Source organism: Pseudomonas sp. EA_65y_Pfl2_P74, from assembly GCF_963970575.1.
Lineage (GTDB): Bacteria > Pseudomonadota > Gammaproteobacteria > Pseudomonadales > Pseudomonadaceae > Aquipseudomonas > Aquipseudomonas baetica_A.
Map to the genome: position 1 here is coordinate 1 of NZ_CAXAOQ010000044.1, position 16,976 is coordinate 16,976.

Annotated in this window: 15 protein-coding genes; 8 read left to right on the top strand and 7 right to left on the bottom strand. The window is 60.4% G+C overall.

The annotated features are described in order from the left end of the window. The 4 genes from AACY18_RS26310 to AACY18_RS26325 form a co-directional block, all read left to right on the top strand. Positions 1 to 1,922, top strand: a 1,922-nt coding sequence (locus tag AACY18_RS26310) for an RHS repeat-associated core domain-containing protein (protein WP_339466619.1), incomplete at its 5' end; no start/stop codon positions are given. An 84-nt stretch (positions 1,923 to 2,006) separates the two neighbouring features. Next, positions 2,007 to 3,767, top strand: a complete 1,761-nt coding sequence (locus tag AACY18_RS26315) for an ATP-binding protein (RefSeq protein WP_339466634.1) — start codon at positions 2,007 to 2,009, stop codon at positions 3,765 to 3,767. Next, positions 3,767 to 5,098, top strand: coding sequence for a sigma-54-dependent transcriptional regulator (locus AACY18_RS26320; protein WP_339466621.1), 1,332 nt, complete (start codon positions 3,767 to 3,769; stop codon positions 5,096 to 5,098). The genes AACY18_RS26315 and AACY18_RS26320 overlap by 1 nt, the downstream gene beginning before the upstream one ends. A 322-nt stretch (positions 5,099 to 5,420) precedes the next feature. Continuing rightward, positions 5,421 to 6,740, top strand: coding sequence for an MFS transporter (locus tag AACY18_RS26325; RefSeq protein ID WP_221734371.1), 1,320 nt, complete (start codon positions 5,421 to 5,423; stop codon positions 6,738 to 6,740). Between the two features lie 75 nt (positions 6,741 to 6,815). Here AACY18_RS26325 and AACY18_RS26330 read toward each other — a convergent pair whose 3' ends face one another. Continuing rightward, the gene (locus tag AACY18_RS26330) at positions 6,816 to 7,571 is read right to left on the bottom strand and encodes a COG4705 family protein (RefSeq protein ID WP_339466623.1); all 756 of its coding nucleotides are present in this window, start codon (positions 7,569 to 7,571) and stop codon (positions 6,816 to 6,818) included. Positions 7,572 to 7,912: 341 nt separating this feature from the next. Between AACY18_RS26330 and AACY18_RS26335 the strand changes: the two genes are divergently transcribed. Beyond that, on the top strand, positions 7,913 to 8,206 hold the full coding sequence (locus AACY18_RS26335) for a hypothetical protein (protein ID WP_339466624.1): 294 nt from the start codon (positions 7,913 to 7,915) through the stop codon (positions 8,204 to 8,206). Positions 8,207 to 8,460: 254 nt separating this feature from the next. Beyond that, entirely contained in the window at positions 8,461 to 9,090 is a 630-nt protein-coding gene (locus AACY18_RS26340; RefSeq protein WP_221732047.1) for a flavin reductase family protein, read from the top strand. 4 nt (positions 9,091 to 9,094) lie between these two features. Here the strand turns inward: AACY18_RS26340 and AACY18_RS26345 are convergent, their stop codons facing one another. Both AACY18_RS26345 and AACY18_RS26350 read right to left on the bottom strand, forming a co-directional pair. Continuing rightward, positions 9,095 to 9,337: a hypothetical protein gene (locus AACY18_RS26345; protein ID WP_339434057.1), complete on the bottom strand. Its 243-nt coding sequence runs from the start codon at positions 9,335 to 9,337 to the stop codon at positions 9,095 to 9,097. Positions 9,338 to 9,380: 43 nt separating this feature from the next. Further along, entirely contained in the window at positions 9,381 to 9,734 is a 354-nt protein-coding gene (locus AACY18_RS26350) for an antibiotic biosynthesis monooxygenase family protein (protein ID WP_339434058.1), read from the bottom strand. Positions 9,735 to 10,070: 336 nt separating this feature from the next. On the opposite strand from AACY18_RS26350, the gene AACY18_RS26355 reads away from it, so the two are divergent. After that, on the top strand, positions 10,071 to 11,000 hold the full coding sequence (locus AACY18_RS26355; protein WP_339434059.1) for an AraC family transcriptional regulator: 930 nt from the start codon (positions 10,071 to 10,073) through the stop codon (positions 10,998 to 11,000). A 137-nt stretch (positions 11,001 to 11,137) separates the two neighbouring features. Here AACY18_RS26355 and AACY18_RS26360 read toward each other — a convergent pair whose 3' ends face one another. Continuing rightward, positions 11,138 to 12,586: an aldehyde dehydrogenase family protein gene (locus tag AACY18_RS26360; protein ID WP_339434060.1), complete on the bottom strand. Its 1,449-nt coding sequence runs from the start codon at positions 12,584 to 12,586 to the stop codon at positions 11,138 to 11,140. Beyond that, complete coding sequence (locus tag AACY18_RS26365) at positions 12,586 to 14,223, bottom strand: 5-guanidino-2-oxopentanoate decarboxylase (RefSeq protein WP_339466628.1); 1,638 nt, start codon at positions 14,221 to 14,223, stop codon at positions 12,586 to 12,588. Before AACY18_RS26365 ends, AACY18_RS26360 begins: the two co-directional genes overlap by 1 nt. Positions 14,224 to 14,369: 146 nt before the next feature. Between AACY18_RS26365 and AACY18_RS26370 the strand changes: the two genes are divergently transcribed. Continuing rightward, positions 14,370 to 15,251, top strand: coding sequence for a LysR substrate-binding domain-containing protein (locus AACY18_RS26370; protein WP_339434062.1), 882 nt, complete (start codon positions 14,370 to 14,372; stop codon positions 15,249 to 15,251). 122 nt (positions 15,252 to 15,373) lie between these two features. On the opposite strand, the gene AACY18_RS26375 is transcribed toward AACY18_RS26370, so the two are convergent. Both AACY18_RS26375 and AACY18_RS26380 read right to left on the bottom strand, forming a co-directional pair. Further along, positions 15,374 to 15,988 (bottom strand): NAD(P)-dependent oxidoreductase, encoded by a 615-nt coding sequence (locus AACY18_RS26375; protein WP_339466630.1) that lies wholly within the window; start codon positions 15,986 to 15,988, stop codon positions 15,374 to 15,376. Between the two features lie 45 nt (positions 15,989 to 16,033). Then, entirely contained in the window at positions 16,034 to 16,912 is an 879-nt protein-coding gene (locus tag AACY18_RS26380; RefSeq protein ID WP_339434064.1) for an MBL fold metallo-hydrolase, read from the bottom strand. Between the last annotated feature and the right edge of the window lie 64 nt (positions 16,913 to 16,976).

Consider the following 16,976-nt stretch of genomic DNA (forward strand, 5'->3'; position numbering starts at 1 on the left):
TCGAGCAGCAGGCCGGTAATCTTGTCCTCAGTCGCTGGACGTACGACCCGGCAGACAGTCGTCTGCACACTCAGTCCAGTCGCAAAGACACCGGCGCAGTGCTGCAAGACCTCGAATATTTCTACGACCCCGTCGGCAACATTACCCGCATCGAAGACCACGCCTTCCAGCCGGTCTATTTCGCCAACCAACTGGTCGACGGTCACCGTGATTTCAGCTACGACTCGTTGTACCGACTGGTCAGCGCCAGCGGTTACGACGACGGCCCGCTCTCGGACATTCCCGGCCTGCCAACGCCCACCGACCCTAACAACCGCCTCAACTACACCCAGACCTACACTTACGACACCGGCGGCAATCTGGTGAAACTGGTGCATGTACGGGCCGGCGCCAACCGCACCGTGCAGATGCGCATTGATTCAGTCAGCAATCGCGGCGTGCGCTGGAAACCGGATGATCCGGAGCCTGACTTCGGCACACTGTTCGACCGCCACGGCAACCAGCAGAACCTGCAACCGGGACAGGCCATGCACTGGAATGCACGGGATGAACTGCAACGCGTGACGCTGATTGCCCGAGACGGCACCGATGACGATGCCGAACACTACCGTTACAGCCAGGGCGTGAGGGTGTTCAAACGCCATGAAACGTACACCGACAGGACTGTGCACTTTCATCAGGTGCGCTACCTGCCGGGCCTGGAAATCCGCAACAAGGACAACTGCGAAGAACTGCACATCATCTCGGTAGGCAGTGCGCGTTGCCTGCATTGGGCGAAAAAACCACCCGATGAAATCGCCAATGACCAAGTGCGTTACAACCTCGAAGATCATCTCGGCTCCTGCGTGATGGAGCTTGATCAACAGGGCGACCTGATCAGCCAGGAGGGTTACTACCCGTTCGGTGCCACAGCGTGGATGGCCGCACGCCACGCCGTCGAAGTGGGCTACAAATTCATCCGTTATTCGGGCAAGGAGATGGATGTCAGTGGCTTGTACTACTACGGCGAGCGCTACTACTCGCCGTGGTTACAGCGCTGGATAAGCGCCGACCCGAATGGCGATGTCGATGGCCTGAACCTGTACGCCATGGTTGGCAACAATCCACTCCTGTACGTCGACAGGACCGGCGGAAAAAAAGCCGTATTCGAATTGCTTGGCGACTTTCTCGGGATGCTGGACAAGGCTCAGACAGCGGCGAACCAGATACATAATCTGGCGACTGAATTCGACGGGCTTGTTCCGGAAAACGCCGACATCAACGAACTGCGTGCAAGTATGACTTTCGGCACCTTCCTCAAGTCAAAACACGGCATAAAATCGGTCCTCAAGGGGATAGCTGCGGGAGGCACGGTAGTCGGGCTCTTGGGCAGCGTCGTACCGGGTGCCGGGAATGCCATCGGCCTGGCAGTCGGTGCGGTTGTCGGAGCCGTGGCGATGCCTTTGTTACGCTACCACTTCTTCAAGAAAGGTCTGAAGTTGGCGCAAACGCTACACACTCAAGAACTCAAGGATGGCCTGAATACACTCGGCGAGACTGTTTCAAACGGGGTCGAAACAGTAAAGGACCTGGTCAATGGCGGCGCCGCCCTGATCGACGGCATCAAAACCTTCACCAATAACCTCAATGCCTACTCTGAGGATATTCAGCAAAGGTTCTACAAACAGCTGGACTCACTGGATGACGAAAAACAACGTCAAGTCATGAAGCTGGCGAGGACCGGAGTCGACCCGTTCGATGCCATCGACAGGATAAAGGAAACAGCTCAGACAGTACTCAACGCGCGTAGCGAAGCCGAAGAGGTTACCGAACGTCTGCAGCAACTGGAACAATCAATCGCTGAAGAACCGAGACCCAGACCCGTTCCCAAACCGAGGTTGAATCTCCAGCTTCGACGCCAGGCGCGGGAAACCGCTGTCTGAGCGACGTGGTTCGCGCGAACATCGCGCTTCGCCACGTGGGCGCATGCTATCGTGCCCGCCCGTCCTGCCGACCCTTCGCCCAGCATGCTGCCGACTTCCCGTACCTTGCGTCTGTCGTTGTATACCCTGCTGATCATTGCCGGCGCAGCGCTTGCCGCCATGCTTGCGATCCGCCACGCCGAACGCCAGGCGCTGGAGGAAGACGCCGCCCGCGCCAACCAGCAACTGGCGTTGTACGCCAATTCCCTGCACACCCTGATCGACCGCTACCGCGCCCTGCCCGCTGTGCTGGCGCTCGATCCGCAATTACGTTCGGCGCTGGCCGGGCCGGTCGATGCCGACGAGCAGGCGGCGCTGAATCTCAAGCTGGAAAAGATCAACGGCGCGGCGCAATCCTCGACCCTTGAACTGCTTGATCACACGGGCCTCGCCGTAGCGGCGAGCAACTGGCGCTTGCCGAGCAGTTACGTCGGCCACAATTACGGTTTCCGCCCCTACTTCAGCCAGACCCGCACCCAAGGCACCGGGCGTTTTTACGCGGTGGGCGTGACCAGCGGGATTCCCGGCTACTTCCTCTCCAGCGCGGTACTCGGCGATAACAATGAGTTCCTGGGGGCGATGGTGGTCAAGCTGGAATTCCCCGAACTTGAACGCGAATGGAGCCAGGGCAACGACACGCTATTGGTCAGCGATGCACGCGGCATCATTTTCATCGCCAACCAGCCCGGCTGGCGCTATCGCTCGTTGCGACCGTTGAGCGCCAGCGATCTGGCCGAGATCAAGGCCACCCGTCAGTACGACAAACAGTCGCTGGTGCAACTGACCCATCTGTCGCTGCGCCTTTTCGATGACAACAGCGAACTGCGCCGGGTCGAAGGCCCGCAAGGCACAGCAGATTATTTGTGGGAATCGCTGCCGCTGGCCGCCGAAGGCTGGACGCTGCACCTTTTGCGTCGCCCGCAAGTGGCGTTCGAAGACCTGCGCAACGCCGGGCTCGCCGCTGCCGGCGTGTGGCTGGCGCTGGTGTTTCTGCTGCTGTTTCTCAACCAGCGCTGGCGCCTGTCGAAAATCCGCCAGCGCAACCGTGAAGAGCTGGAGCAACTGGTCGAGGAACGCACTCGCGAGTTGCGCACCGCACAGGACGGTCTGGTGCAATCGGCCAAACTCGCGGCATTGGGCCAGATGTCCGCCGCGCTCGCCCACGAAATCAATCAACCGCTGACCGCTCAGCGCATGCAACTGGCGACGCTGCGCCTGCTGCTCGACCATGGTCGGGTCGATGACGCCTATAAGGCACTCAAACCGGTAGACGATATGCTCACGCGCATGGCCGCCCTCACCGGCCACCTGAAAACCTTCGCCAGAAAAAGCCCCGGCGGTTTGCGCGAGCGCCTGGATCTGGCGACGGTGGTTGATCAGTCCCTGCAACTGCTCGATGCGCGGCTGCGCGACGAACAGGTCAGTCTGGTGCTGCACCTGACTCGTCCGGCGTGGGTACGCGGTGATGCGATCCGTCTGGAACAAGTGCTGATCAACCTGTTGCGCAATGCACTCGATGCGATGCAAGGCAAACCGTGCAAGCGTCTGGAAATACGCCTGCAGGCCGATGAGCAACTGTGGCAACTGAGCGTCAGCGACAATGGTGGCGGCATTGCCGCAGAGCATCTGAACCAGGTATTCGATCCGTTCTTCACCACCAAACCGGTGGGCGACGGTCTGGGTCTGGGCCTGGCGGTATCTTTCGCCATCGTCCATGAGTCCGGTGGACGTTTGAGTGTGGAAAATGGCGAGACCGGTGCGGTGTTCACCCTGTCTGTGCCGATCGATCTGGAGGCACGTATCTGATGCTCAATTCGGTAATGGTGGTCGATGACGAAAGCAGCATTCGCAGCGCAGTCGAGCAGTGGTTGAGCCTGTCGGGCTTTGAGGTGCAACTGTTCAGCCGCGCCGAAGAATGCCTCGCCGCACTGCCCGCGCACTTTCCCGGAGTGGTCCTCAGCGATGTGCGCATGCCCGGTCTCAGTGGTCTGGAACTGCTGGCCGAGGTGCAGCGCCGCGATGCCGACTTACCGGTGATTCTGCTCACCGGTCACGGCGATGTGCCGATGGCGGTCGAAGCGATGCGCGACGGCGCCTACGACTTTCTGGAAAAACCGTTCAGCCCGGAAACATTGCTCGGCAGCCTGCGCCGGGCCTTGGAAAAACGCCGGTTAATCCTGGAAAACCGCGCCCTGCACGAGCAGGCCGACAACCGCGCCAAACTCGATGCGACGTTACTCGGCGTGTCCCGTGGGTTGCAGACGCTACGCCGGCAGGTACTGGATCTGGCAGCGTTGCCGGTCAACGTGCTGATCCGTGGCGAAACCGGCAGCGGCAAAGAGTTGGTGGCGCGTTGTCTGCACGATTTCGGCCCGCGTGCGGACAAACCATTCGTGGCGCTCAACTGCGCGGCGATCCCGGAGCAATTGTTCGAGGCCGAACTGTTCGGCCATGAAAGCGGTGCGTTTACCGGGGCGTCCGGCAAGCGCATCGGCAAGCTCGAATACGCCGATGGCGGCACGCTGTTTCTCGATGAAATCGAAAGCATGCCGCTGGCTCAGCAGGTGAAGTTGCTGCGGGTGTTGCAAGAGCAGAAGCTTGAGCGCCTGGGCTCGAACCAGAGTATTCGGGTGGATTTACGGATCGTCGCGGCGACCAAACCCGACTTGCTCGATGAAGCCCGGGCCGGACGTTTTCGCGAAGACCTGGCGTATCGCCTGAACATTGCCGAGTTGCGCCTGCCACCGTTGCGAGATCGCCGCGAAGACATTCCCTTGCTGTTCGAGACCTTCGCCCAGAATGCCGCTCTGCGTCTGGGCCGAACCTTTGCATCCTTGAGTGGTGCGCAGTTGAGTCATCTGCTCAGCCACGACTGGCCGGGCAACGTGCGCGAACTGGCCAACGTTGCCGAGCGCCAGGTGCTGGGGCTGGATGAGCCGGCACCGGGAATTGATCCGGGGCAGTCGCTGGCAGCGCAGCAGGAGGCGTTTGAAGCGCAGTGCTTGCGCGCCGCGCTGACCCGGCACAAGGGCGATGTGAAAGCGGTGCTCGAAGAGCTGCAACTGCCGCGCCGCACGTTCAATGAAAAGATGCAGCGCCATGGGTTGAGTCGGGAGATGTTTGTTCCAGGCAGTTGAATGTTGCGGTGCCGATTCGGGCCACTTCGCGAGCAAGCCCGCTCCCACAGTGGTCGGCAGTGTTCACACGGTCTGTGTTCAGCACAAAACCCTGTGCAAGCGTCGCTTGCCCGTGAAGAGGCCGGCACAGGCAATAAAGACCTGCCCACCTCAATGAGCAATTTTCCGCTCACCACCCACCAGCCATAAGCGGATTTCCGCTCAAAAAAAACCGCCCCCCCCTCTAAACCGGCCCTCTCCCCGTTGGCACAGCTCCTGCTATAGCCCCAGCAGGCTGCGTTTCTACGCGCTCCACAAAAACAATTAAACGAAGGATCCTTCAATGGATAACTCCAACGCCCTGCCTCTTGGGTCGGCTGCCGTGCCGGTCAAAGAACGAACCACCGCCAGCCGGATCAAGTCGATCTTCAGCGGTTCCGTCGGCAACATGGTCGAGTGGTACGACTGGTACGTCTATGCCGCCTTCTCGCTGTACTTCGCCAAGACCTTTTTCCCCGCGGGCTCTTCCACCGCGCAACTGATGAACACCGCCGCGATCTTCGCCGTGGGCTTCCTGATGCGCCCGATCGGTGGCTGGCTGATGGGCCTGTACGCCGACAAAGTCGGGCGCAAGAAAGCCCTGATGGCTTCGGTTTACCTGATGTGCTTTGGCTCCTTGCTGATCGCCCTGAGCCCCAATTACGAAACCATTGGCATCGGTGCACCGATCCTGCTGGTGTTTGCCCGTCTGCTGCAGGGCCTGTCGGTCGGCGGCGAATACGGCACCTCGGCCACCTACCTGTCGGAGATGGCGACCAAGGAACGTCGCGGTTTCTTCTCAAGCTTCCAGTACGTGACCCTGATCTCCGGCCAGCTCATCGCGCTGGGCGTGTTGATCGTGCTGCAACAGACCCTGACCACCGAGCAGTTGTACGCGTGGGGCTGGCGTATTCCGTTCGCCATCGGCGCGCTGTGCGCAGTCGTTGCGCTGTACCTGCGTCGCGGCATGGAAGAAACCGAGTCGTTCACCAAAAAAGAAAAAGCCAAGGAAAGCGCCATGCGCACCTTGATGCGTCACCCCAAAGAGCTGTTGACCGTGGTCGGCCTGACCATGGGCGGCACACTGGCGTTCTACACCTACACCACCTACATGCAGAAGTACCTGGTGAACACCGTCGGCATGAGCATCTCCGACTCGACCACCATTTCCGCGGCCACGCTGTTCCTGTTCATGTGCCTGCAACCGATCATCGGTGGCCTGTCGGACAAGATCGGTCGTCGTCCGATCCTGATCGCCTTCGGCGTGCTCGGTACGATCTTCACCGTGCCGATCCTGATGACCCTGCACACCATTCAAACCTGGTGGGGCGCGTTCTTCCTGATCATGGCAGCGCTGATCATCGTCAGCGGCTACACCTCGATCAACGCCGTGGTGAAAGCGGAATTGTTCCCGACTGAAATCCGTGCGCTGGGCGTCGGCCTGCCGTACGCACTGACCGTCTCGATCTTCGGCGGTACTGCCGAATACATCGCGCTGTGGTTCAAGAGCATTGGCATGGAAAGCGGTTATTACTGGTACGTCACCGCGTGCATCGCCGTGTCATTGCTGGTGTACATCACCATGAGAGACACCCAGAAGCATTCGCGGATCGTGACGGACTGATCGGGTTTCACAGCCACTGCAACCGTGGCTGTGCGGGTCCCTTCGCTGGCTTGCCAGCGAAGGGGTAACTCGATATCAAGTCAACTCGGCAGTAGCGTGTTGTGTGCCATAACGTTTCTGCGCATAAGAAGCCCCCACGATCATCGCCAGCAGAATCCCCGCCAGCACCGCCGACGAACCAATGGTGCCGAAGTCCAGCCCACCCTTCTCATGAGACTTGGTCATCAAGTCGCCCAGCGTTGCGCCAAACGGCCGCGTCAATACGAACGCCACCCAGAACAACAACACTGTCGAAATCTTCGTGAAGTACTTGAGCAGCACCACAGCAATGGTCGAGCCGATCAGCAATGCGCCGCCGGCAAAACCAAGCCCCGAATCGTCGGCCAGGTAATCCCCAAGCGCGGTGCCCAGGGTGTTGGAAAACAGAATCGCCATCCAATAGAACATCTCGCCACGCAAGGTCTGCACCTTGCTGACATTGAGCGAGTCACCGCTCAGTCGCCACGCCGAGAAGATCGCCAACAGAATCGCGATCAGGATCATCGAACCGGTGGCGTAACCCAAATCCAACGTGCGGTCCATGAAGTCGGACATGGTGGTGCCGGCGGTGCTGGTGGACAAAATCACGATCCAGTACAGCAGCGGCTTGTAGGTCTTGGCCATCAATTGCGTGATCAGCGTCAGGACGAACACGCTGATCAGAATCAACGAGCTGATCGCGTAGCCGACATTGAGGGTCATCGACAGCAAATCCCCCGCGGTTTCCCCCAGGGTCGTCGCGCAGATTTTCATGATCCAGAAAGCCAGGGTGATTTGAGGCAGTTTATTCATCGCGGGTAACGCTCCATTGTGTGACGGCCGGTTCTTGGTTTTCTGGCCGAGGGCAGACTGGCGTTGCAGCGGTGAAAAAGCGGTCGGGAATTCATGAAAAATCTGTCACAAACGGCAAAACAGCGATTAATCGCTGATTAATCCTGGCGCTGCATCCTGCCAACACCTGATCGATGACCTGCGTGTTGTTTGCTGCGAAGACGTAAGCGATTTAAATGCGCCGCCCTTAACATCAAATTAATCGATTGTTTTTAGCATTATTTTGCGCTTTTTAATCAATTTTATTGGCGTAGCATTTAACCCATGCAAGACACACCCCCAACGAATCTGGAGTAACGAACATGAAAACCAAACTGATCCTCGCCCTGACCCTGTCCGTACTGGCCGCCAACACCTTCGCAGCCGACGGTTTTGATCGCACCGGCTCGGCCATTGCCGCCGACGGCTACGACCGCACCGGCTCCGCCATCGTCGCTCAAGACGGCTACGACCGCACCGGCTCCGCCATCGTCGCTCAAGACGGCTACGACCGCACCGGCTCCGCCACCGTCGCTCAAGACGGCTACGACCGCACCGGCTCCGCCACCGTCGCTCAAGACGGCTACGACCGCACCCAATCAGCTTCGATCAGCTGATAATTCATTAACCAGCGCACAGCCCGGCTTCGGCCGGGCTTAGTCATTTCTGGGGCAAACAAAATGTAGGGTTCCACACAAAAACCCTGTGGGAGCGGGCTTGCTCGCGAAGGCTTCCGTTCAGTCGATACTGATGGCAACTGACACGACCTCTTCGCAAACAAACCCACTCCACAAGATTTGCATTTGTCTGGAAATTGCATCACCCGGCTTGCACTATTGCCCCTACCCAATGCACTCCAGGATCCCAAGCCATGCCCGATGACATCCATTTCTACGAACCCGCCCACGGCCACGGTCTGCCCCACGATCCGTTCAATGCCATCGTCGGCCCGCGCCCTATCGGCTGGATTTCTTCGCAGGATGCCAACGGCCAGTTGAATCTGGCGCCCTACAGCTTCTTCAACGCCTTCAACTACATTCCGCCAATCATTGGTTTCTCCAGCGTCGGACGCAAAGACAGCCTGAACAACATCGAACAGACCGGCGAATTCGTCTGGAACCTCGCCACCCGCCCGCTGGCCGAGCAGATGAACCAGAGCTGCGCGATGGTTGCACCTGAGGTCAACGAGTTTGAATTGGCAGGCCTGACGACAGTCGCGTCAAAGGTGATTTCCGTGCCCCGCGTCGCCGAAAGCCCGGTGTCCTTCGAGTGCAAGGTCACGCAGATCATTCAGTTGCAACGCGCCGATGGCGAGACAGTGCCGAGCTGGCTGATCCTCGGCGAAGTGGTCGCCGTGCATATCGCCAAGTGGCTGTTGAAGGATGGGATCTACGACACCGCCGCGGCAGAACCGATTCTGCGCGGCGGCGGGCCGGCGGATTATTTCCAGCTAGGGCCTGAAGCCCTGTTCAAGATGTGGCGACCGGGGGCCGCCAAGTAACGGATTACCAGATAAGCTCGGCGTCTTCAGTGACGCCCTTGAGGCGATCCAGCTCATTGATGGCAGCGTCATCGGCGGCGATGGCGCCGGGAAACACCTGATCATCCAGCAATTTGTGAAAGCGCGGTGCACCGCCATCCACCAGGGCCTTGACCGCGATTGCCGCGTAATAACCCTTGTTGCCACCCAGTTCGACGGGGACGACTGCGGAAACTGCTTCGAAGTGTTCGAACTCTTTACGTGCCATGTCGCAAGTCCTGGCTCAGTCAATTAAGCCGGACATTAAACCCTCAACCGGCGAGTTTGTGTACCGGTGCCGAACATTGGCCGAGGGCCTGGGCTGGCGAGACATCCTTGAAGGTGTGGAAATCCAGACTGTTGACCACGAGCTCCTGCACCAGCTCGGCGAAGATTTCCATCGACGGGCTGCTGAAATACGCGGTCATCGTCTGCTGATTGCTCCAGAAACCGCAGACCATCCACAACTCGGGATCACACTGCGAATGCTGCAAGGCAAAGCTCAGGCAACCGGGCGCGGCGCGGGACGGTTCGATCAATGCGCTCAGGCGCACACCGAGTTCCGCCGAGCGCCCGGCGCGCGCTCGAACCAAGGCCATATGACTGACGGGAATCTGCTTGGACATGTTCAACCCTCCCAGGGAGTCGCGTGGCAGCCGGGGACGGGCTGCGACAGGATCCAAGATTAAGGGGCGAGCGCCAGGGGCCGTTAGTCGATTCCTGCCGTCGCGTTGCACAATCCTGCGAGACTGCGCGTTGTCGCTGCAACCGTCTGTAAAACCTCGTCACATGGCTGTCACATGCGTTTCAAGCAAGTTCCAGGCTCTGCGTCCCGCTATGGGCGGGAACATGAGCAACACCGCGCAGAATCAGGCAAGCATTTCGCAGAATGTGTCTACCGTTCACGCTTGCACAAACATATGCTCTGCTCCACTCCACATCCCTTGCCGAGGATGCCGTGCATGACGTCATTCGATCCGATTCAAGCCCCACTCGACGCCGACATGGAAAAGCAACGCGCTGAACTGGCGGCGATCATTCGCCGCAACACCACGGACGATGGCAGTTACGCCACGGCCATCGGCTCGCTGTTCATGTCGCGCCACACAAAGTCCCACGACTTCGCCCCGGTGCTGGCACAACCCGCCCTGTGCATCATGGCTCAGGGTCGCAAAGAGGTGCGACTGGTCGACGAGTTCTTCAATTACGATCCGCTCAATTATCTGGTGGTCTCGGTCTCGATGCCGCTGAGCGGGCGCGTGGTCAACGTGTCGCCGCAAGATCCGATCCTCGCCGTGCGTCTGGACATCGACCCGGCTGAGATCACCGCACTGATCGCCGACGCCGGCCCGCTCGGTGTACCGACCCGGCCGACCGGACGCGGTTTGTACGTTGAAAAAATCGACAGTGCGATGCTCGACGCGGTGCTGCGTCTGGCCCGTTTGCTGGATGCGCCGAAAGACATCGCCATGCTCGCGCCGCTGATCCGTCGGGAGATTCTCTATCGCCTGCTGCGCAGCCCGCAGGGCCATCGACTGTATGAAATCGCGATTGCCAACAGTCAGAGCCACCGCATCAGCCAGGCCATCAAATGGCTTAACGGCAACTTCGAGCAACCGCTGCGCATTGACGATCTGGCCAAGGAAGTGAACCTCAGCGTGTCGACACTGCATCATCGTTTCAAAGCGATGACGGCGATGAGCCCGCTGCAGTATCAGAAGCAATTGCGCCTGCAAGAGGCGCGGCGTCTGATGCTGGCCGAAGGGCTGGAAGCGTCGGCGGCAGGGTATCGCGTGGGGTATGAAAGCCCCTCACAGTTCAGCCGCGAGTACAGCCGTTTGTTCGGCGCGCCGCCGTTGCGGGATCTGGCGCGGTTGCGGCAGTCGGTCTGATCCAGACTTTTTACTGTGTTCGCTGCCCTCATCGCCAGCAGCCTGGCTTCCACAGTGGTGGTGTCCACAACATCTGTGTTCACTACGAACCCCCGTGGGAGCCTGCTAGCGATGGCGTCAGTCCGGGCCACTCAATTTCAGAGCGCCCGGATCACATGCTTGATTTCCTGAAACGCCGACAAGCCCCACGGCCCCAATTCGCGGCCGATGCTGCTCTGCTTGTAACCGCCCCACGCCGTCTGCGGGAAGATCACCTGCGGCGCGTTGAGCCACACAAGGCCCGCCTGCAGAGCCTTGGCGACCCGGTCGGCGGTCTCGGCGTTACGCGTCACCACACTGGCGACCAGCCCGAACTGGCTGTCGTTGGCCAGGGCAATCGCCTCGGCTTCGCTGCTGAAACGGCGCACGCACAGCACCGGGCCGAAAATCTCTTCGCACCACAGCGCACTGTCGAGGGGCACGTCAGTGAAGATCGTCGGCTGTAAAAAATAGCCGCGCGGCAGATCCGCCGGACGGTTACCACCGCACACCAGCTTCGCCCCGGCACTCAACCCACGGTCGATGTGGCCGAGCACACGCTGATACTGCGCCTGATTGACCAGTGCGCCCATTTCCACGTCCGGATCGAACGGTTCGGCCACGCGGATTTTTTCCGCGCGGGCCTTCAGGCGCACGAGAAACGCGTCCGCCAATTCATCGGCAACCAACACCCGGCTGGTGGCCGAGCACATCTGCCCGGCGTTGAAGAAACCGCCGCCACAGGCCAGTTCCACCGCCAAATCAAGATCAGCGTCTTCGAGCACCAGCAGCGAAGATTTACCGCCCAGTTCCAGGCTCACGCCCTTCACACTCTCGGCGGCGCGCTGCATCACTTGCACACCGACAGCGTTGCTACCGGTGAAGGAAATCCTGGCGATACGCGGATCCGCCGACAGCGGCGCCCCCACGGCCATACCGGTACCGCAGACCACGTTGAAGACGCCTTTGGGCAGGCCCGATTCAGCGATGATTGCCGCCAGTTCCAACTCGGGCAACGGCGTGACTTCCGACGGTTTGAGCACCACACAGCAACCGGCGGCCAGGGCCGGGGCGAGCTTCCATGCGGTGGTGACCATGGGAAAATTCCACGGCACGATCAGCCCGACCACACCGCACGGTTCGCGGCGCAGACGTGCGCTGAAATCATCGCTGGGCAGCGGCACCTCCGTGTCTTGTTGCGCGTCGAGGCCCTCGGCCAGTTCCGCGTAATACTCGAAGGTGGCGATCACGTCGTCGACATCGATGCCCGCTTCGAATTGCGGTTTGCCGTTGTTGCTCGATTGCAACTTCATCAAGTCCTCGCGGCCATTGCGCACGCCGTTGGCGATGTTGCGCAGGATCGCGCCGCGTTCGGCCCCCGTGGTGGTCGACCAATCCTTGAAGGCTTCGGCGGCCACGGTCACCGCGTGATCGACGGCCCGCTCATCACCGCCATTGACCGTGGTCAGCAGCGCTTCGGTGGCCGGGTTGATCACGCGCAAATGCTCGCGACCGGCCGACCATTGGCCGTTGATGTAGAGGCCGTCGAGTGTGGTTGGAAAACTCATCATTTGGCCACCGCCTGCATCCATTGATGCTGGTCGATTTCGATCACGCTCGGCCCCTGACGATCCGTCGCGGCGCGCAGCGCACCACGCAATTGCTCAACCGAGCTGATCGCCTCGGCCGCGCAACCCAGCGCCTTGGCCACGCCAATGAAGTCCGGGGCGTAGATGTCGACGCCGACCGGTTCGATGGCGCGGTTGACCATGTATTTTTTGATTTCTTCGTAACCCTGGTTATTCCACAGCAAGACGATCACTGGCGTGCGCGCTTCGACGGCGCTGGCCAGTTCCGGCAGGGTAAATTGCAAACCGCCGTCGCCGATCAGGCACACCACTGGCGGGCGGGCACCGTTGTCGCAGTGGCCGCCAAGCCACGCACCGATGGCTGCCGGCAAAGCGTAACCGAGGGTGCCGTAACCGGTCGACGAGTTGAACCAGCGGCGTGGACGCTCCGGGTTGAAGGTCAGGTTGCCGGTGTACACCGGTTGCGTGGAGTCGCCGACGAACACCGCGTCCGGCAATTCGTCCAGGACCGTTTCGAGGAAACGCGTCTGGGCCTGGGTCGGTGCATCCCAGGTCGCGGCCAGATCATCACGCAGACGTGCCGCACGCATCTGGCCCCAATCGTTGCGGCGCTCGGCCAATGGTTTGTGCGACAACGCACTGAGCAACGCCTGTGCCGCGTTGCGCGAATCGGCGACCAACGCGAGATGCGGCGGGTAGTTGCGCACCGTCTGATCAGCATCGATATCAACGCGCAGCAGCTTGCCGGGAATCTCAAAACCGCCGGCGAACGTGACGTCGTAATCGGTCTCGGCCAGTTCGGTGCCGATCGCCAGCACCACATCGGCATCGGCGACCAGTGCACGAGTGGCAACCAGGCTTTGCGTCGAGCCAATCAACAGCGGATGACTGGACGCCAGCATGCCTTTGGCGTTGATGGTCAGTGCCACGGGCGCGTCGAGCAACTCGGCCAGTTCGGTGAGTTCAGCGGCAGCATCAATGGCACCGCCTCCAGCAAGAATCAACGGACGCTGGGCGCCGGCCAGCAACTCGGTCATGCGGCTCACGGCGGCCGGCGCAGCGCCGGCCCGGTCGATGTTGACCGGGACGCTGAGGAGCAAGTCATCAGCCTCCTCAACCAGCACGTCCAACGGGATTTCGATATGCACCGGACGCGGTCGCCCGGCCTGAAACAGCGCAAAGGCGCGCGCCAGCACCACCGGCAACTCAGCGGCCGACATCAGCGTGTGGGAGAACGCCGCGACACCCGCGACCAATGCGCCCTGGTTCGGCAACTCGTGGAGCTTGCCACGCCCGCCTCCCAACTGGCTGCGCGACTGCACGCTGGAGATCACCAGCATCGGTATCGAATCGGCGTAAGCCTGGCCCATCGCCGTGGTGATGTTGGTCATGCCGGGGCCGGTGATGATGAAGCACACGCCCGGTTTGCCACTGGTGCGCGCATAGCCGTCGGCCATGAACCCGGCGCCCTGCTCATGCCGTGGCGTGACGTGGTTGATGCTCGAACGGGCCAGCCCGCGATACAGCTCCACGGTGTGTACCCCGGGAATGCCAAACACCTGCTCGACCCCGTAATCCTCGAGTAACTTGACCAGTACTTCGCCACACGTCGCCATGTCGATTGCCCTTTATATTCAGTTGAAACACAGGGCCCTGGGTGGGAGCGGGCCGTGGAATGGGCTCATTGAACGGGCAGCAGGTAGCGGCAACAATCGATTAAAAGTCATACTAGCCATGTCCTCACGTCATACCTTGGATCCCAATGAAGCGATTGCCTCCCCTGCCCGCCCTGCACACCTTTCTGATCACCGCGCAGTGCTGCAACTTCACCCGGGCGGCCGAGCAGTTGCACATCACCCAGGGGGCCGTGAGCCGACAGATCGCCGGGCTTGAGGATCATCTGGGTTATGAGCTGTTCATTCGTCAGGCGCGTGGCCTGGCGCTGACGAGTGAAGGTCGCGAATGGCTGCCACGGGTGGAGAAAATCTTCGGCCTGATCAGCGAAGGTACCGAGCAGATCGGTCTCAAGCGCCAAACCCTGCAAATCAAGGCGCCAAGTTGCGTGATGCGCTGGCTGGTACCGCGTCTGCTGCAATGGCAGAGGGAACGCCCTGACGTGCCGGTCAAACTGACCACCACGCTGGCCCATGGCGTGGACTTCCAGCGCGAGCCATTCGATGCGGCGGTGATTTACGGAGCGCCGCCGGACAACTCCTCCACAGCCCTGCATCTGTTTGATGAGCAACTGACACCGGTCTGTTCGCCCGCGTTGTTGAAAGGCCCGCCGGCGTTATCCGCACCGTCCGATCTGCAACAACATCTGCTGCTGCATCCGACCGCAGACACTCAGGACTGGACCGTGTGGTTGACGGCCGCCCATCTGCAATTGAGCAATGTGAACATGGGCCAGCATTTCGAGACGCTGGATCAGGCGATGTCGATGGCGTCCCACGGGACGGGTGTGGCGATCGGGGATTGGTCGCTGATCGGCGATGACTTGCGTGCCGGACGACTGGTGATGCCGTTCGAGCTGAAGGTGAAGACGGGGCTGGCGTATTACGTGGTGTTGCCGCAAGGCGGGGAGCCATCACCGAAGCTGGAAGAACTGATGATCTGGCTGGTGGAGCAGGCCCACACCCGCTGAACACCCTAATCGAATGTACAAGCGGGCTTGTTCGCGAAAGCGGTGTATCGGTCACCCATCAGGTTGACTGATACTCCCTCTTCGCGAGCAAGCCCGCTCTCACATTTGTTCTGCGCTGTTGCTTAGTAACCGACCGTAAACCGCTGACGCGAATGCTTCGGCGCCTCAACTTCGTCGATCAGCGCAATCGCGTAATCGGCAAACGTGATCCAGCTGCGACCTTCGGCACTCACCAGCAAGTGATCCTTGCCGACCCGGAATGTGCCGGTGCGCTCACCTTCGACAAACTCCGCCGACGGCGACAGGAACGTCCAGTCCAGTTCCGTCTCCTGACGCAGCGCATCCAGAAACGCGGCACCAGCGCTGGCTTCGACTTTGTACTCTGCCGGAAAACCAGCGCTGTCGATCACCCGCGTGTCGTCCGGCAGCAATAGCGAACCGGCACCGCCAACCACCAGCAGACGCTTCACCCCCGCCTGCTTCACCGGCCCGACAATCGCGCTGGCCGGCACCGTGGTGAAGTGCGCGGCGGTGATCACCACGTCGTGACCGGCAACGGCATCTTGCAGCGCCGCCGAATCCAGCACATCGACATTCTGGCTGGCCACACCCGCACGGGCGCCGATCTTCGAGGTATCGCGAGCGATGGCGGTGACGCTGTGGCCGCGGCGCAGGGCTTCTTCCAGCAATTGGCTACCGGCACGACCGGTGGCACCAATGATTGCGATCTTGCTCATGACATTCTCCAGTTGGCTTGAGAGTGCTGCGTTTTCAGAATCGGGTTACCACTGCATCTCACCCTTGGCGACTTTGGCGCTCAGCGCCAGCGAGCTTTCTTCACCCAGTTTCGGGTAGCGCTTTTTCATCGCGGCGATCAATGCGGTGGAGTCTTTGGCCTTGGCGGTTTCTGTGTCGAAAGCCTTAATGTAGTCGGCGGTGAACTTCACGCTGGCCAACGAACGGCTGCTGTCACCGAGGTAGTGACCCGGCACCACGATTTTCGGCTTCAGGGTTTGAATCGAATGCAGGGTCTGCAGCCAGTCGGCGTGGGATTGCGCGGTCTGGGTGTCGGCCATCCAGACGTGGATGTTCTCGGCGACAACCACACCACCGACCACAGCCTTGAGCGACGGAATCCACACAAAGCTGCGATCCGGTTGCTTGCCGTCCAGCCCGATCACCTGCAATTTCTGCCCTTCCAGCATCAGGCTGTCGCCCTTGAGCACGCCCGGCACAATGGTTTTGGCCGGTACGTCGGCGCCCATTTTCGGCCCCCAGAACGCGAGTTTGCCGGCGACGGTTTGATTGATGTGATCGACAGTCGGCTGCGAAGCCAGCACCTTGGCGTCAGGAAAGGCTTTGGTCAGGGTATCGAGGCCGAAGTAGTAATCCGGATCACCGTGGCTGATGTAAATGGTGGTGAGTTTTTTACCGCTGGCGCGGATCTTTTCGACGACTTGCTCGGCCTGGGATTTACCAAACTGCGCGTCGACCAGGATCGCGTCCTTTTCGCCACTGACCAGTACCGAAGTCACCGGGAAAATGGCTTGGGTGCCAGGATTGTAGACATCGAGGGTCAGGTTGGCAGCAGCGGCATGCGCGGCGAAACCGAGGGTGGCAGTGGCAAGCAAAACGCGTTTGAGAGTGGTGAAACCGATCATCTGTTGCTCCGGTGTCCGAATGCCGTGTCTGGCGATGGGACAGAGCTTAGTTGCATGAGTCAGT

What these genes read in the sequence shown, in the direction of transcription:
- AACY18_RS26315 (WP_339466634.1), top strand. Translation starts at nt 2,007, where the DNA reads ATGCTGCCGACTTCCCGTACCTTGCGTCTGTCGTTGTATACCCTGCTG.
- AACY18_RS26320 (WP_339466621.1), top strand. Translation starts at nt 3,767, where the DNA reads ATGCTCAATTCGGTAATGGTGGTCGATGACGAAAGCAGCATTCGCAGC.
- AACY18_RS26325 (WP_221734371.1), top strand. Translation starts at nt 5,421, where the DNA reads ATGGATAACTCCAACGCCCTGCCTCTTGGGTCGGCTGCCGTGCCGGTC.
- AACY18_RS26330 (WP_339466623.1), bottom strand. Translation starts at nt 7,571, where the DNA reads ATGAATAAACTGCCTCAAATCACCCTGGCTTTCTGGATCATGAAAATC.
- AACY18_RS26335 (WP_339466624.1), top strand. Translation starts at nt 7,913, where the DNA reads ATGAAAACCAAACTGATCCTCGCCCTGACCCTGTCCGTACTGGCCGCC.
- AACY18_RS26340 (WP_221732047.1), top strand. Translation starts at nt 8,461, where the DNA reads ATGCCCGATGACATCCATTTCTACGAACCCGCCCACGGCCACGGTCTG.
- AACY18_RS26345 (WP_339434057.1), bottom strand. Translation starts at nt 9,337, where the DNA reads ATGGCACGTAAAGAGTTCGAACACTTCGAAGCAGTTTCCGCAGTCGTC.
- AACY18_RS26350 (WP_339434058.1), bottom strand. Translation starts at nt 9,734, where the DNA reads ATGTCCAAGCAGATTCCCGTCAGTCATATGGCCTTGGTTCGAGCGCGC.
- AACY18_RS26355 (WP_339434059.1), top strand. Translation starts at nt 10,071, where the DNA reads ATGACGTCATTCGATCCGATTCAAGCCCCACTCGACGCCGACATGGAA.
- AACY18_RS26360 (WP_339434060.1), bottom strand. Translation starts at nt 12,586, where the DNA reads ATGAGTTTTCCAACCACACTCGACGGCCTCTACATCAACGGCCAATGG.
- AACY18_RS26365 (WP_339466628.1), bottom strand. Translation starts at nt 14,223, where the DNA reads ATGGCGACGTGTGGCGAAGTACTGGTCAAGTTACTCGAGGATTACGGG.
- AACY18_RS26370 (WP_339434062.1), top strand. Translation starts at nt 14,370, where the DNA reads ATGAAGCGATTGCCTCCCCTGCCCGCCCTGCACACCTTTCTGATCACC.
- AACY18_RS26375 (WP_339466630.1), bottom strand. Translation starts at nt 15,988, where the DNA reads ATGAGCAAGATCGCAATCATTGGTGCCACCGGTCGTGCCGGTAGCCAA.
- AACY18_RS26380 (WP_339434064.1), bottom strand. Translation starts at nt 16,912, where the DNA reads ATGATCGGTTTCACCACTCTCAAACGCGTTTTGCTTGCCACTGCCACC.